This window comes from Rickettsiales bacterium, from assembly GCA_029252805.1.
In the GTDB taxonomy this organism is placed as follows: Bacteria; Pseudomonadota; Alphaproteobacteria; order Rickettsiales; family JALZUV01; genus JALZUV01.
In genome coordinates this window covers 40,071-56,368 of sequence record JAQXAR010000033.1, presented here as the reverse complement: position 1 = coordinate 56,368, position 16,298 = coordinate 40,071, and the positions used below count along the sequence as shown (strand labels likewise).

General features: G+C 44.0%; 12 protein-coding genes and 1 tRNA gene. 9 read left to right on the top strand and 4 right to left on the bottom strand.

Annotated elements, in window-relative coordinates:
• Positions 1–160 precede the first annotated feature (160 nt).
• Positions 161–550 carry a hypothetical protein gene (locus P8P30_07295; GenBank protein MDG1287357.1) on the bottom strand — a complete coding sequence of 130 codons (390 nt, stop codon included), beginning with the start codon at positions 548–550 and terminating at the stop codon, positions 161–163.
• Between the two features lie 119 nt (positions 551–669).
• Here P8P30_07295 and P8P30_07290 point away from each other — a divergent pair.
• From P8P30_07290 to P8P30_07275, 4 genes are all read left to right on the top strand, one after another.
• Positions 670–746 (top strand) — tRNA-Arg (locus P8P30_07290).
• Positions 747–940: 194 nt separating this feature from the next.
• Entirely contained in the window at positions 941–4,042 is a 3,102-nt protein-coding gene (locus tag P8P30_07285) for a TaqI-like C-terminal specificity domain-containing protein (protein MDG1287356.1), read from the top strand.
• A gap of 157 nt (positions 4,043–4,199) precedes the next feature.
• Positions 4,200–5,123 carry an Abi family protein gene (locus tag P8P30_07280; protein ID MDG1287355.1) on the top strand — a complete coding sequence of 308 codons (924 nt, stop codon included), beginning with the start codon at positions 4,200–4,202 and terminating at the stop codon, positions 5,121–5,123.
• A gap of 743 nt (positions 5,124–5,866) precedes the next feature.
• Positions 5,867–6,541: a hypothetical protein gene (locus P8P30_07275; GenBank protein ID MDG1287354.1), complete on the top strand. Its 675-nt coding sequence runs from the start codon at positions 5,867–5,869 to the stop codon at positions 6,539–6,541.
• 43 nt (positions 6,542–6,584) lie between these two features.
• Here P8P30_07275 and P8P30_07270 read toward each other — a convergent pair whose 3' ends face one another.
• Positions 6,585–8,090, bottom strand: coding sequence for an OmpA family protein (locus P8P30_07270; GenBank protein MDG1287353.1), 1,506 nt, complete (start codon positions 8,088–8,090; stop codon positions 6,585–6,587).
• Positions 8,091–8,397: 307 nt separating this feature from the next.
• Here P8P30_07270 and P8P30_07265 point away from each other — a divergent pair, with 307 nt between their 5' ends.
• The 5 genes from P8P30_07265 to P8P30_07245 all read left to right on the top strand — a co-directional run bounded on the left by P8P30_07265 (position 8,398) and on the right by P8P30_07245 (position 12,090).
• A complete protein-coding gene (locus P8P30_07265; GenBank protein ID MDG1287352.1) occupies positions 8,398–8,523 on the top strand; it encodes a hypothetical protein in 126 nt (41 codons plus the stop codon).
• A 75-nt stretch (positions 8,524–8,598) separates the two neighbouring features.
• On the top strand, positions 8,599–9,024 hold the full coding sequence (locus tag P8P30_07260; protein ID MDG1287351.1) for a flagellar assembly protein FliX: 426 nt from the start codon (positions 8,599–8,601) through the stop codon (positions 9,022–9,024).
• A gap of 97 nt (positions 9,025–9,121) precedes the next feature.
• Positions 9,122–9,703: a TIGR00730 family Rossman fold protein gene (locus P8P30_07255; protein ID MDG1287350.1), complete on the top strand. Its 582-nt coding sequence runs from the start codon at positions 9,122–9,124 to the stop codon at positions 9,701–9,703.
• The gene (locus P8P30_07250; GenBank protein MDG1287349.1) at positions 9,681–10,775 is read left to right on the top strand and encodes a hypothetical protein; all 1,095 of its coding nucleotides are present in this window, start codon (positions 9,681–9,683) and stop codon (positions 10,773–10,775) included. The genes P8P30_07255 and P8P30_07250 overlap by 23 nt, the downstream gene beginning before the upstream one ends.
• Positions 10,747–12,090: a pitrilysin family protein gene (locus P8P30_07245; protein MDG1287348.1), complete on the top strand. Its 1,344-nt coding sequence runs from the start codon at positions 10,747–10,749 to the stop codon at positions 12,088–12,090. The genes P8P30_07250 and P8P30_07245 overlap by 29 nt, the downstream gene beginning before the upstream one ends.
• Positions 12,091–12,175: 85 nt before the next feature.
• Here the strand turns inward: P8P30_07245 and rpoD are convergent, their stop codons facing one another.
• Both rpoD and dnaG read right to left on the bottom strand, forming a co-directional pair.
• Positions 12,176–14,392 (bottom strand): RNA polymerase sigma factor RpoD, encoded by a 2,217-nt coding sequence (gene rpoD / locus P8P30_07240; GenBank protein ID MDG1287347.1) that lies wholly within the window; start codon positions 14,390–14,392, stop codon positions 12,176–12,178.
• A 123-nt stretch (positions 14,393–14,515) separates the two neighbouring features.
• Entirely contained in the window at positions 14,516–16,249 is a 1,734-nt protein-coding gene (gene dnaG / locus P8P30_07235; protein MDG1287346.1) for a DNA primase, read from the bottom strand.
• Between the last annotated feature and the right edge of the window lie 49 nt (positions 16,250–16,298).

Here is a 16,298-nt window from a genome sequence, read left to right as displayed (position 1 = left end):
AGCTGCCGAAAGGCGGTTTTTTTTTGTGCATTGCGTAAACTTCTTTGATTGCCCTCACTCGCTCTGCTGACCTCGATGATGGATTAATTACGACTAACCATGCTCTTGATATAACAAAGAGGGGAGGCCAGTAGGCGCACAGAGGGAGCCATTAAAAGGACTATCGAACGTAAAGGTGAACTTCGCTATGCGGTAAGCCTGAGGCGACCTGCTTTTGCACTTGTACTTTGCCGGAATCTACACCCAGACTATACAGATATTTCAAGACCGATTGTAAATTACGCTCTGATTTCTCGGCTACGTGGCTGCTGCCTTGCGGCGCATAATGGATGATTTTGAATTCGACACCTGGGCTGACTTGCATTGCGCGGCGTACGGCATTGCCTACAGGGCGTTGAAAATAGACACGAGGCTGGTTAAAACGCACGACCGCTAAGGGCACGCTATAATGGTCACTTACTTGCGCTTGTGCCGTAGAAGGCACGCCGATAAAAGCCGGTACAGCGAAGGTTAAACCAAGGGTAAGTGACAATATCCAAAATCTATTCATGGGGGCTACTCTAGCTAAGCCTTAGCAAACTGCAAGGGGTAAGCACAAAGATGTGGATAAAACCCTTGTCATTTCCCTTTTGATTGTTTAGGTTGCGCCTCGCTTAAGAGCACCGGTGCGCACCCCTAGCTCAACTGGATAGAGTACCTGACTACGAATCAGGCGGTTGCAGGTTCGAATCCTGCGGGGTGCGCCATTTATTTCAATGGGTTGGATGAATTTTTCAAAAATGTAAATTTACGCGGTGCCCTTCTGGTGCCCTTTCGAGTGAAGTTTCAAAACCCTTTATAAGCGGCATAGAATCTAACGATTAGAGGTTTTAGCTTCAAAGGCTGTTTGAATCAGTAAAACTCGCTACCATTACACAAAACTTGCCGCTATACCTTTTATATGCAGTTATTTCACCCTCGTATCATAGCAAAGCACATTGAGAATGCAGTTCCTCCACCAGCAAATCATGTCGAGATATTGCAGGGCTGGGCTGAGAATCTAGACCTTGGCATTTATGACAGTGAAACTAAGAATGACGGTCAGTTTATACAGCGTATCTTAGTGGATGTACTTGGTTACACTGAAAGTAGTGGCGCAAGCGATGGGTGGACTCTCACTAAAAATCATCAAATCGGTTCAGGCAATGTAGATGTTGCGTTGGGCAATTTCGAATCTGGCAAATCCGATATTCTTGCTCCCTTTGAGCTTAAAGGCGCAAAAACTAGAGATTTAGATGCGATTATGGCAGGGCGCAATAAAACCCCTGTAGAGCAAGCATGGGAGTATGGTACAGACAATAAGGGCACGAAATGGGTGCTCGTTTCCAATTACCGCGAAATTCGACTTTATGCTTATGGGCATGGACGTAAGGAATATGATGGGTTTGATCTTTCTAAACTAACAAATCCTAAGAACTACGCTCACTTCTTACTCTTATTATCGCCTAAAAACCTCCTAAACGGTCATACATTATCTTTGCTTCGAGAGAGTGAGAAGGTCGAAAAGCAAATTACCGATGCGCTTTACCAAGATTACAAAGCCCTACGCTCTCAACTAATCTCTAGTCTAACCCAGCAAAACCCCAATGTTGAATCGCTGGAAATTATCCAATTTTCGCAAACCATCTTAGACCGTATTTTGTTTATCGCTTTTGCCGAAGATAAAGGGCTACTACCCAAAGAAACACTTAAAAAAGCCTACGAAACTCAAAATAACTACAACCCTCAACCTGTATGGGAGAATTTTAAGGGCTTGTTCGTAGCGATTGATAAGGGGAGTCCTCCATTAAACATCACTGGCTATAATGGTGGTCTTTTTTCCGCTAACCCAGCGATTGATAATTTAAGCCTGAGCGATGAACTCTGCGAAGGTTTCAAAAAGATTGGCGATTATGATTTCGATAGCGATGTAAGCGTAAACATCCTCGGCCATATCTTTGAGCAATCCATTACTGATTTGGAAGAAATCAAAGCCCATGCTACTGGCGAGCTTGACGCGTTAGATAAGAAGAAAAGTAAGCGCAAGAAAGATGGTATTTTCTACACGCCGCCATACATCACTAATTATATTGTGGAGCAAGCTGTAGGCGGCTGGCTAAAAGACAGACAATCCGAAATTGGTTTCGATAAACTGCCAGCTTTAGCCGATGAAGATTATGCATCTATTAAAATCGCTAAGAACGGTAAGGTAAGCCAAAATGCTAAAGTTAAGAAGCATATCAAGGCGTGGCAGGAGTATAAAACTGTCCTTTCAAACATCAAAGTGCTCGACCCTGCATGTGGTTCAGGTGCGTTTCTAAATGAGGTGTTTGATTATTTGAAAAATGAGGGTGAGGCTGTAAATAGTCAACTAACCGAGTTCAACGGCGGCCAAGCACATATTTTCCGCTGGGATACCCATATTCTCGCCAATAATATCTATGGCGTAGATTTGAATAATGAGTCGGTTGAAATCACCAAGCTCTCATTATGGCTAAAGACCGCTAATAAAGGCGAAAAACTTACCTACCTTGATAATAATATTAAATGCGGAAACAGCTTAATAGACGATTCAGCAATAGCAGGTGACTCAGCCTTTGATTGGAATGTTGAGTTTGCCGATATAATGCAAGCAGGTGGCTTTGATGTAGTGGTTGGTAATCCGCCTTATGTGTTTGCACGTGAAAATTTTTCTCAAGATGAGAAGGATTGTTATGTTAAGAAATTCATATCCGCACAATACCAAGTAAATACATACCTTCTTTTCATTGAACAGTCCTTGAGGAAGGTCAAAGAGACCTCAGGAAGAGTTAATCTTATTGTGCCTAATGCGTGGTTAATGGTTACTTCCGCTAAAAACCTCCGTCACTATATTTTGGAGAATTCATATATAAAGCGAGTTACAAATTTGAGTGGCTATTCATTTGATAACGTTAATGTTGAAACAATAATAGTAGATTTAGTGAAAACAAAGAACCTTAACGGTAAGTCATTAGAGGTTTACCAAAGTAATGAGCATAAGGGGTTTAGTCATCTGCATAATAAGAGCCAAATAGACTTCAATCAAAACTCAGATTATGAATTTCAAGTTTTTCTAAATAATCTTGAAAGTGATACAATACAGAAAATTATTCAAACATCCCAGCCTTTAGAGAAAGTCTGTGCGATTAAGACTACACTTAAGGCTTATCAGAAAGGGAAGGGAAAACCGAAACAAACTAGTGATGACGTAAAAAATAGAATTTATGACTTTCATGAAAAAGTAGATAAAAATACCTACAAATATTTAGAAGGAAAAGATGTTAATCGTTATGCAGTAAAGTGGTCTGGGGGGTATCTTCAATGGGGAACTCATTTAGCAGAACCCAGAAATTTAGAGATTTTTAATAGCCCCAGAATCTTAATTCGAGAAATTACTGGTAAGTACCCCGCTTCGGTTCTGGCCACGTATGTTGAAGAAACTTATCTATGTAATATTAGCAATATTGCTGTAATTCCAGAAAGTGAAGAATACAGCGTATTCTATATTCTGAGTCTGTTGAATAGTAATACTCTATCATATTACTTTATGCGCACTAACCCAAAAGCTGTACGCCAAATGTTTCCCAAAATTATTTTGAAAGACTTGCGTCAGTTTCCTATTAAAATGGCAACTCCAGAGGAGCAAGCTCCCTTAATTATCAAAGCTAAGGCTATGCTCTCTAAAAATACGGAACTACATAACGTTTCATCCAAGTTTCTTGGCTTATTGCAAGCCGAACTTCCCATCGATAAGTTAAGTAAGAAACTTGAATCATGGCACTTGCTCGACTTTGCTGAGTTTCTAGATGAATTGAAGAAAAAGAAAATCTCACTTTCGCTTGAGCAGAAATCTGAATGGATGGATTATTTTGAGAAACAAAAAACAGAAGCTCTAGCCATTAAATCAGTTATTGATAATGCTGATCGTGAAATTAACCGGATGGTTTACGAACTCTATGGCCTGACCGATGATGAAATTGCTATCGTCGAAGGGCAGGTTTAGGAATGTTTAGTAACCTGTGCTTTCGCCACGACACGCGCAAACTGTTTGTTGCTGTGCAGCAGTGTAATCAGAATGTCACTTGCAAAGATGCAACCATTGCAGTAAGTAATAGTCATTATGGCTCTTCCCTCTGCATGCACGGGAGAGCCTTTCTTTTATGAGCCAGAACTCTAACAAGACCTTCTATACTGCCGCTGAACATATCATTCTTTTGCAAGAGCGCGGAATGACGATTGCTGATGTTGATCAGGCAAAGGCTCATTTAGAACGAATTGGCTATTACCGATTAAGTGCCTATTGGCATCCTTTCAAGATTTCAGATGATAATGGCGGCCACGCATTTGCCGAAAGCACTAGCTTTGAAACTATCTTAGAACTTTATAAATTTGATAGTGAGTTGCGATTCATTGCACTAGGCGTGTTGGAGCAACTAGAAGTGGTGATGCGTTCTCAAATTTCTATGATTTTGGGGAGTCAGCATCCATTAGCCCATCGAATCACCTCCTATTTAGATGGAAAACTTAAGCTAGACCAGCATGGGATATGGCTTGGGAAGCTCGATAAAAAGAGTCAAACCTCTAAAGAGAAATTCGCCCACCACTTTAGAGAGAAGTATCCTGATAAGAAGATGCCTATTTGGATTGCGGTAGAGCTGTTTGATTTTGGCATGCTGGCTTATCTCGTAGATTTCATGAACTATCGAGATAAAGAACAACTCGCTAAAGCATTCGGATTACCCTCTGGTCGCTTCCTTTCAAGCTGGATGAAGGCAATGAACATTATCCGAAACACAGCAGCGCATCATTCTCGACTATGGAATAAGGCTTTTGCCTTGCAGCCGCAGCTCCCAAAAAAGGACGAAATAGATATGCTGGCACATTTGCGCGATGACCCAGCGGTGAAAGCACGACTATATTGCTACTTTGCTTTTATGAAGATACTTACCGATAACTCGTGCCCAGACTATCAATGGGCAGGCGAGCTGAAACAGCTAATGGCAAGATTCCCAACGACTGACATTATATCAATCAAGCAAGCTGGTTTCATAGATGGGTGGAGTGAATTGGAGCTTTGGAAATAGTTAAAACTTTAACTCGCCATAGCTTTCTCTAGCATCTTGTCATTTTTCCAAGTCAATAATGTAAGTCAGGGTAGTTTCCAAGGCGTATTGGCAGTGTATTTGTGTATATCTCGAATATTTAAGATAGCCCCAATAATCTATAATAATCAAGAAAAATCATTGTGTTGTAAGTATCTGTGTATCTCCGTATATCTCAAAATAATCTGACTACGAATCAGGCGGTTACAGGTTCGAGTCCTGTGGGGTGCACCATTACTTTCAATGACTTAGATCATTTTATAGTTTTCTAAAAAACTTGCGTTGCTACTCGGTTGCTACGCTCAGAACTGTTATCTCATTCCATTGCGTAGTGTAGCATGGGCTTACATTCCCTCTTTTCATACCCCACCGCTTGCTAATACCTGCATAGCTCAGAGTATGCTTATCCGCATGACAGTAAACAGACACATCTACCTAATTGGTATCAGCTTGAGAAAAAAGATCCGCAGATGTTCTTCGGCATGTATCAAATGTGGATGCGACCAAAGCCCATTATCTAAGTATTCTTCAGTGCTAAACGCCTAAGTTCGGCACGATTGTCATCAAACTGTAATAGTTTAAAAGGGTGCTTAATGTTACACTCTACCCTCAGTTTTAGTGTTATTTTTTTATTCTTATAAACCAAAGGTATTTATGTTGGTTTCTCTCTTAAAATGAGTTGCCATACTTAGATACTTATTTTTTCACTATAAAATTTCAAAAAGATGAAAATTTATAGCCTATTTTTATTTATACTCGTTTGTTTGCTGACGGGTTGCTCGACCTCTTTTTTAATGAAGGATGATGCGAGTCTTCTTTCAAAAACTTCAAAAGTAACGAAGTGGATGGAAAAAGAAAATTGGTTTATCTCTCTGCAAGGGGTTGATTCATCGAATTTTCAAGCAAATTTGAGTGATGGTTGCGTGCAACCCCATTCAAAAAATGGAAGAGTGATGAAAATTACTGATACTCAATTTTCTTCGTATGAAGAGATATTGATTGTCAGAGTTGAATTCATCAGCCTGCTGTATTGCATCCAAGATTTGGAGCAATATCTTAGCAAGACTGATTCACTTTTACTCCCTGCCATGGGGGATAAACTTATTATGGCGGCCTTTTTGGGCCTACATGGAAAAGCATATGATGGTAACGCTAAAGAGTATCTTGATGCTCGGTTACCAGCATATCAAATGACCACCGTCGAACTGATTGATTATTTCAACTTTCGGCACGTCATTACCCCGCAAATTGCGGAAAATGCGATTTCAAATTATATGGAATTTCGTATCACTCGTAAAGACCTTCGAAAGAAGGTAATTCGGGGAAAAATTTATGATTACTCTTACGGCGATTTGCTCGTATCTGATGTGATTATAACAAAAAAGAACCTTGAACCCTAGTTGGATCAAGGTTTTTTTTGTTTTAGAGGGAGGGGTGCGAAAGTTATCCGACTGTCAAGGTGGGGTCGGTCAATCTTTGTTGTGCTGGAACCTCAGTGCTTGGTAGGGTGGTTCTATCTGTTGCGACGACCTCTACCGACATCACTTGGGTTTCTTCGCGCATCTGTTGCAGATTAACCCGGCCATCGAGTAAACCACCATAGACTCCTGCACCTTGCCCTTGTTCGACTGCGGCAATATCGATCGATTGGTCCAATTCGGTTTTCTGTACGTTGCCATCTCTATCTCGGATTCCGAAGATAACCTTATCGGGCGATACCCCCTTGGGTAGGTGGATCACGCCAAGTGTGCGGGTCGTGCCATTCTGTCTGATCTGTGCTTTAATGATGTTTGGTTCATCTCCACCAACAAAGGTAACCTCTGTTCCAGCGGTTTTCGTTTTGACGAGGAAACGAATATTATCTGCTACTTGGTCGGGTGTTCCGTAAAGATCAGTGTTCGTGAAGTGAATTGTGACAGGCTGTGCTAAGTCTTCCGAGAGAAGTACAGACCCATAACCGCTTTGTATGCCCTCGTTTTCCTTTAGGAGAGCCGTAGAAGCATCGGAAAGAGCAGGGCTAATTGTGAATTCTTGCGGAGAATTATTATCCACCAGAATATTATGTTCTACTTCAGTCATCAAGCTGCGCTCATCTTCGGCAGCTTGCGTTTTTTGTTTATATTCAGCGTATCCTTCTTCCCATTTTGCTTTTGCAGCAGCATTTTGAGCCATTACAGCTTCGTAAGCCTTTTGTGCTTCGGGTGAAGGAGTGATGCTGATTTGAGTGTTCCGCTTTTTTTCATTGGCGGTGCCATCTGGATCCGTCACTTGGCTTTCGCCCGTAGAGGCGTGACTGAATTTGGCTTGTTGTTCTGGGTTCTCAATGCCGAGATCTTGCATATGTTTTATGAGTTCTGCGTAGGCTGCGGTAGTACGGCCTTCAGAAAGGATCTGGTTTGTGTCCGCGCCTCCTCTTCTGTCAGTTTGGCTATGGAGGAGTACAAAAGCACCTGAATTGTTTTTGAGATATTCTGCGACTTCACGTAGTGTGTTTTGCCCTTTTGGCTTAATATCAGTTTTATTGTTATCGTAGTAGAGTGCTGTGTTGCCCTGATATATGCCTGCTGGTGCTGGTAAGGGGGCTGGCGGTGGTTCAAGAACTGGACCTATCGGAACTTTACGGCCCAGATTGATTCTAAGGCCAGAGTAATACTCTCTCTCGCGTGGTTTTGGTGGTTTATCATAATGTTTGAAAGTCGTGATCTTGCCATTTTCTCTCACAATGTCTCTGTCATTGAGAGGGAATTTATCCGGTATGTGGTCCGAATGGTGTGGCGTATGGTCACCACCGTGTCTTCTATTGTTGGGGACGGGGGGGGCCGTTTCCTTCTTATTATGAAGAGCAGTGAGCTTATTATCGGAAGTAGGAGTCGCATTCAGGTTACTCGTCTCCATCGTCGCAACTTCTTGCGATCCAAAAGCCTTCTTAAGCCATGATGGTAACTCCATTGATCTTCCTCTTTATATGTTAATTATACGTTAATATTTATTATATAGATGTGAGGTGACAGTTTCATGACAGCGAGGCTGGGCAACCGTTACGGTATATTTCAAGTGTGTATTGTAATGGGTTATTAACCTGTGAATTAGGCGGTTTTAAGGTCGAATCTTGTGATGTTATTTATATTCGCCCAATAGTATTATTCGGGCCTGTTTTGTGCTATGCGTAGGTTATGACGTTTGTTAAGGGTTCAGTTTTAATCAGTGCAGCAGTGCTTCTGCTGACAGGTTGCATAATCCTACGACGGAGTGCCCGATGGTGAGTCAATGGTGGTACCATGCGCGACCACAGGTGGAAGAATCGGCGATTAAATCAACAGGAATTAGGCATAATCCTTCGACGATTACGACGGTCGGTGGGCATGGGCATGGTCGTAAGTAAATTGTTCGTTTTTGAATTTTTTGGCATGCTTGTTGCTACTAATGTAATAAAGTTAGAAAAAATGAGGGTAACGTAATGAAGATTTCTGATGTTGATGGTGTCAAAGGGGCAGGAAAGCCTAAGAAACCGAAAAAGACGGGTGATAAAGGGGCGTTTGATGCCGCTTTAAGTGCGGCAGAGGAAACAGAGGCAGTAGCGGCTCCGGCTTCGGTTGGGGGTGTGGAAGCGCCTAGTTCATTGCTTTCGTTACAAGAAGTGCCTGCGGGTGCGGGTTTGCGTGAACAAACCATGCAGCAAGGCAAAAAATCGCTCGATATGCTAGAAGAGCTCCGTCGCGATTTGCTGCTAGGGGATGATAGTGATCACACCTTACAGCGTATGCGTGATCAGCAGAGCCGTATGAAGCAGCAAGTGTATGATCCGCAGCTTAAGCAAGTGATGGATGATATCGATTTGCGCCTCGCCGTTGAAATTGCCAAGCGCGAGACGTCTTTCGCCTAGTCGTCTTTATTTAATATCTTTATTTTTCGTGTAAGCGTCGATTTTATTTGGCCTCCTTTAAGGGTTGGCTTATAAAAACCGTATCTAACAAGGAGCGATGATGAAATACCCTGAATCAATTGCCGTATTTTGCGGTGCTAGTAATGACGTAGCCGAAACTCACCTCGAAATAGGCAAAGAGCTTGGTAAAGAGTTTGCCCAAAATGATATCCGTCTTGTTTATGGCGGTGGTGATTGTGGCGTAATGGGTGCCATTGCAAATGCGACGATGGCCGATGGCGGCAAAGTGACCGGCGTATTCCCGCATAGTTTGAAAGATCTTGAGAGTGAGCATGAATCTCTGACCGAAATTATCATGGTTGATACGATGCATCAGCGTAAAGAGATTATGTATCAGCGTTCAAAAGCATTTATTATTCTTCCAGGTGGCTTTGGCACGATGGATGAGATGTTTGAAATCATCTGTTGGAAGCAATTAAAGTTGCACAATAAACCGATCATTATTTTTAACCATCATGGCTATTGGAATCATCTGATTGCGTTGATGGAAAATATTGTTGCTAAAGGGTTTGCGGCACAGGAAGTGGCGAGTTTCTATAAGGTGGTGGATGATATGCCGTCTTTGATGGAAGCATTGGAAGTATCTGATTATTCAGATGACCGAGCTGAACTCCTCTAACACCAAGACCGGATATTTAGTTTCACCCACCGTTGATTTTTTAACGCTTGGGGGAGGAGCTTTATTATTTACACTTATTTTCTCGTTTATTCCGTATAGCGAGGCGTTGGGTGTTCAGTTGGCGATGGGTACGAGCATTGCGACTTACTTTATCAACCATCCGAATTTTGCGCATTCCTATCAAATTTTTTATGACCAATTCAGGCATAAATTAACGCGCGAAGATTATCCTTTAAGTTTGCGACTGCGTTATTGGTGGGCAGGGGTTCTATTCCCGATTGTAGCGATAGTTTTCTACGGCATTTGCCTGATTGGCGAACATTATCGAGTGATTGGTTGGGCTGCTAATGCCATGTTCTTTACGGTGGGGTGGCATTATGTAAAGCAAGGTTATGGCGTGTTAATGGTGCTTTCGGTGAAAGAAAAATTTTTCTTCAATGAAAAAGAAAAAAAGGCATTTTTACTCAATAGTTATGTGGTGTGGGCGGTTTCGTATCTTATTTTTAATAACATTATGGGCGAGGTCGATTTCCTCGGAATTAAATATTATACGTTTCAAACACCCAATATTATTATGACGGTACTCAGTGGGCTGGTGGCATTTACGACGGCATATTGTGTCGGCATGCTAGTGAAGCGTTACCGCGCAACAGGAGAGAAACCCTCCTTAATTGGCCTCATCGCTTATATTTCTGCGGTTTATATTTGGCTGTTTATGCGTTGGGTGGATCCGGTGCTTTTCTTTGTCGTACCCGCCTTTCATTCGCTGCAATATTTGCCTTTTGTGTGGCGTTATAAATATAATCAATATAAGCAGAATGAGTCCCATCGTTATGGCTATCGTTTCCGCATGTTTATATTTTTAAGTGTCGGATTTTTATTGGGGATGTTAGGGTTCCATCTGGCTCCATTTTGGCTGGCTGCGATGATCTCTTACGATGAAACAATATTCGGCACGAGTTTGTTTATTTTTATGTGTTGGATCTTTATTAATATTCAGCATTACTTCATGGATAATGCCATTTGGCGAAAAGAGAATCAGGATGTTCAACAGCACTTATTTGCAAATTAAATTATTTATTTTAACGGCGTTGTTTTTGGCGAATTCTGCATGGGCAGATAAACCTGCCATTCATGATTTCTCATTGGAAAATGGCCTGCGTGTGATTGTGATTGAAGATACGCGCATTCCGGCCATTAGCCATAATTTGCTGTTTAAATTTGGCGCAGCGGACGATCCGCGCGGTAAATCGGGACTGGCGCATTATATGGAGCATATGCTGTTTCAAGGAACGCAAAAATATAAACCTAATGAATATAGTAAAATCATCGCCGCCAAGGGTGGAAAAACCAATGCGTTTACTACGGCAGATTATACGGGTTATTGGGTGAATATCGCCAAAGAGCATTTACCCTTGGTGATGGAATTAGAAGCGGATCGTTGGGAGAATTTGCAATCGGCTGATGCGGAATTTACCAAAGAAAAGCAGGTCATTTTGGAGGAACGCCGCGCGCGGGTGGATAATAATCCGGGCGCTCTCTTTGCGGAACAATTGAATGCGGCGCTCTATTTGCATCATCCCTATGGCATTCCGATTATCGGTTGGGCCAATGAAATGGAGAGCCTCGATAAAACAGCGGTGATGGATTATTATCAGCGCTATCAGCATCCGAGTAATGCGGTTCTCATCTTATCCGGTGATATTAGTTTGAGCCATGCTAAGATGCTTGCGAAGCGTTATTATGCACCCGTAAAACCTCGTGGAGAGGCTTTACCAATACGTAACGCCGAGCCGCCACAACTTGCGCCACGTCGCCTCACGATGCAGCATGCACGGGTCAAGCAGGTGGAATTAGGTAAGGCCTATGTCACGCCAAGTTACGGTTGGCGTGGAGATGAAAATAAGCAGCATTTTATTCCTTTAATGATTGCGGATTATTTATTGGGTGGCGGTAAAACTAGCCGGCTTTATCAATTATTGGTGGAAGAAAAGCGCTTGGCGCAATCGGTGAGTACGGATTTTAATCCCTTCCGCAAAGGGCCGGGTGAATTTGAATTAAATGTGTTACCGACTGATGCGAATAAATTACCAGAAATTGAGAAACTTATTGCGACAGAGGTTCGAAAATTAATGCAAACTCCGCCAAGCGAAGCTGAATTAAATCGTGCCAAAACGCAGCTTATTGCAGGTAATATTTATCTGCGTGATGGGTTGCAATCTTTGGCGCAAGTGATGGGTCATTTAGCGATGATTAACCTGCCGCTCGATTATTATTTCACCTGGGAAGAAACGATCGAAAAAGTTACCGCCCAACAGGTGTCGGACAGTTTAAAACTGTTAGATGAAAGTTATTCCGTGACGGGGGTGTTGAGCCCAAAACTCTAACCGTCATTGCCCGATTTATTCGGGCAACTTATTCACGGATAAATCGATTACCCGGACAAGCCGGGTAACGACGAATGTATGTAAACTAGCCCTGATCCAAGAAGCTACGCATTTTGCGTGAGCGGCTTGGGTGTTTCAGCTTACGCAGTGCTTTCGCCTCAATTTGGCGAATACGCTCACGTGTCACTGAGAATTGCTGTCCCACTTCTTCCAATGTGTGATCTGTATTCATACCGATACCGAAACGCATACGCAGCACGCGCTCTTCACGTGGAGTGAGGGAGGCGAGGATACGGGTCGTCGTTTCACGCAAGTTACTGTGGATAGCAGAATCAACCGGAAGCACCGCATTGGAATCTTCAATAAAGTCACCGAGTTGTGAGTCTTCTTCGTCACCAATCGGCGTTTCGAGAGAAACAGGTTCTTTGGCGATTTTCATCACTTTACGAACCTTATCGAGTGGCATGACGAGGCGTTCCGCTAGTTCTTCCGGCGTTGGCTCACGGCCAATTTCGTGAAGCATCTGACGGCCCGTACGAACGATTTTATTGATCGTCTCGATCATGTGAACTGGGATACGAATGGTACGTGCTTGGTCAGCGATAGAGCGAGTGATCGCCTGGCGAATCCACCATGTGGCGTAGGTACTGAACTTATAACCACGACGATATTCAAACTTATCGACGGCTTTCATCAAGCCAATATTACCTTCTTGAATCAGATCCAAGAATTGTAAGCCACGGTTAGTGTATTTCTTGGCGATAGAAATTACGAGACGAAGGTTGGCTTCGATCATTTCTTTCTTCGCACGGCTTGCTTCACGCTCACCTCTTTGTACGGCCATTACGATGCGTTTATATTCGCTAATATCGACGCCGAGTTGACGCGCTGTGCTGCAAATATCGCTACGTAGGTCATCTAGCTCATCGTAATTATCGCCAATGAAGGCTTTCCAGCCTTTTTCTTTCGACTCCGCCATTGTCTCGAGCCAACCTTCGGTCAACTCATTGTTTTTATAGGCATTTAGGAAGCTTTCGCGAGTCACGCCTGATTTCTCAGCCATTTTAAGCATTTGCATTTCCTGTTGGATTACGCGGCGGTTAATGCCGTACATTTTATCCATCAGCTTTTCGACTTGGTTATTATGCACGCGGATATTGATGGTAAGTTCTACCAAATCTATGTGCAATTTGTCATATTTCTTTTTATCTGCGTCGGTGAATTTACCTTCGCCAAAAGCCGCGAGGAGTTGCTTCTCTTGAAGCTTTTTCATCGGCTTCGCAATTTTCGCCAGCTCATCAAGCTGCTCTAAGGTGCGCGGTGTAAGCTCTGTTTCCATCGCTAGGAGTGATGGGTTAGCGACGTAATCATCGTCAGAACTGCTTTCACCCTCTTCGCCTTCTTCGCCCTCTTCACCCTCTTCGCCTTCTTCACCCTCTTTGCCTTCGGCCTCATCTTCGCCTTCTGCATCCGCATCGGCAAGACCTAGGCTATCGCCATCAGGATCAGCTTGGTCATCGTCAGAGGCACCATAAGCTTCGGCACCGTAAGTCGCATCGAGATCGATGATGTCACGTAGTAAAACGGTTCCGGCTTCAAGTCCGTCGCGCCAGTCCATCATTTCCGTCATCACGAGTGGGCTTTCGCAAAGGGATGTCACCATGGCTTCACGGCCGGCTTCGATACGTTTCGCAATTTCAATCTCGCCTTCGCGTGAGAGAAGCTCAACATTGCCCATTTCGCGCAAGTACATGCGGACAGGGTCATCGGCGCGGCCGTATTTATCGGCTTTTTCTTTATCGTCAGATTCTTCAATCTCGCTCGCATCTTCTACGAGGGTGATGCCGGCGCTTTGTAGGCCAGAGATAGTGTTGTCGATGAAATCCGTTGAGAATTCATCTGGCGGAACCATCTGGTTGATCTCATCGTAAGTAAGGAAACCACGGGTTTTACCACGGCCGAGGAGCTTCTTAACAATCTCCTGTTGTTTTGTTTTTAACGCGGCGGCTTCTTTTTTGGTGAGTGTAACTTCAGGAACAGCTGCTGCCGCTGCCGCAGCAGCTTCCGCTTCTTTTTTCTGTTTTGCCGTCATTCTTTTAGCGGCAGGTTTTTTCTCTGCAGCGGGTTTCTTAGCTGCGGTCGCCTTTTTGGAAGCAGGCTTCTTCGCAGCGGCGGTCTCTTTTTTTGCAGGTGTCGCTTTTTTGGCGGCAGTTTTAGGAGCGGCCTTTTTGGCGGCAGGTTTTTTTGTCACCTCTTCTGTGTCGCTTTTTGCTTTGGAAGTCGTCGTTTTCTTCGCAGCCATAATATATCCCGATACTATTAAATTCTTTAGAGGGTTTTAAAACCCACCATAGATAGGCCGGAAGGGGTTAATTTCAAGTTAATCCTCTAAAAATATTCAATTTTTTTGCATTTTCGTCGGTTTTTACGCGTATTGGCGCTGCAATAGCACCTCTTTTTCGGCTTGTAGTGCTTGTAATTGCTGCAAGCTATTTTCGGTAACTTCACGTTGAAGCAATTGCATTTCCTGATCAATTTGGGCGAGTGTGACGCCATCGACCAGTTGTTGCCATGCTTGTGGTAAGTTCTCGGTTGGTAAATGCACTTGATTATCATCGCGCAGGGCCATGACCGCTGCTGAGGGCACTTCTTCGCGCTCTACCAGCCAATGTTGGATCGCTTTGAGCGTGTTATCGGAGATTTCAAATCGTTCAAGCGTCGCGCTGATATCGCCTTGATCGAGTAGTTCAGGGTGCATGATGAGCAATTTGAGCATTTGTTTTTGCGTGCGTAAAATACCGGCGGCGCGGGTAGGGATGTTTTTCGGCGGAGGCGCTTTGATCGTTTGTTTTTTGCCGTAAGGCTTATTGAAATTGCCGGAACTTTTGCCTTTGGCAAAGCGTTGTTCACGGAAATATTGCTTAAAATGATGCTGCACGCTTTCATGCTGAATCCGGCTTGCCATCTGGTTGAGCTCGTCTTCGGAGGCGGCGCGTTGCTCCGGTGTGGTGGTGCCGTGACGTTTGCTCACCGTTTCAAAAATCATTTTGGACAATGGCGTGGTTTGCTCAAGTTTTTTGTGCAAGGCTTTGGCGCCGTTGGCTTGCAAGAAATCATCCGGATCTTGCCCTTGGGGCAGGGTAAGGAAGCGCAGGGTCTTTCCGGGTTCTAGCATAGGCAGGGCAAGCTCCGCGCTACGCCACATGGCGCGCTGGCCTGCTGCATCGCCATCAAGCGAGAGGATAGGTGCATCCTGATAGCGCCAGAGGCCCTTCAGATGCATTTCCGTCAGTGCTGTACCAAGGGGAGCGACACCGGTCGTAAAGCCATATTGGTGAAGCGCGATGACATCCATATACCCTTCAGCGATGATGATCGGGGTGTCATCACGCGCGGCCATTTTCGCATTCTTCCAGTTATAGAGCACGTGGCCTTTATGAAAGAGTGGCGTTTCCGGCGAGTTCAGGTATTTAGGAGCTGTATCTGACTTGGCCATTAGACGCCCACCAAAGGCGATCACTTCGCCCTGTCGATCCGTAATTGGGAACATGATGCGCCCACGGAAACGGTCATAAGAGGGGCGGCTGCGATCCTCTAATTGAATGAGGAGACCGGTTTCGATCAGTTGTGATTCCTTGGCATTTTGACTGAGGAGGTATTCTTTTAACGCGTTGCGGTCATTGGGCGCGTAGCCTAATTTGAAATGTTTGATCGTTTCATCGCTTAGGCCGCGACCCATTAGGTAATCACGAGCGGCTTGGCCGTGTGCGAGCTGTAATTGTTGCTGGAACCAATCTGCGGCGAGTGCGACAACAGTTGTGAGGCTCTGACGTTTCTGTTCTTGAGCCTCTGCCTCGGGCGAAATTTCAGGTAAGGGAATACCCACTTCTCGTGCGAGAGATTCAATGGCCTGAGGGTAGCTAAGTTTATCATATTCCATGATAAATTTAATGGAGTCGCCATGTTCAGAGCAGCCAAAGCAATGGTAAAAACCTTTTTGATCATTCACGAAGAATGAGGGGGATTTCTCCTGATGGAAGGGGCAGCAGGCTTCAAACTCGCGTCCCTTTTTCTTCAATGGCACCCGCGCCCCGACAATTTGCGAAACGGGAAATTCGTCTCGCAAGCGCTGGATAAAGCTTTTAGGGTACATTGGCATAGTAAAACTTTATAGAGCGTGGGAGCGGATTAGGCTATAGGTTATCTTA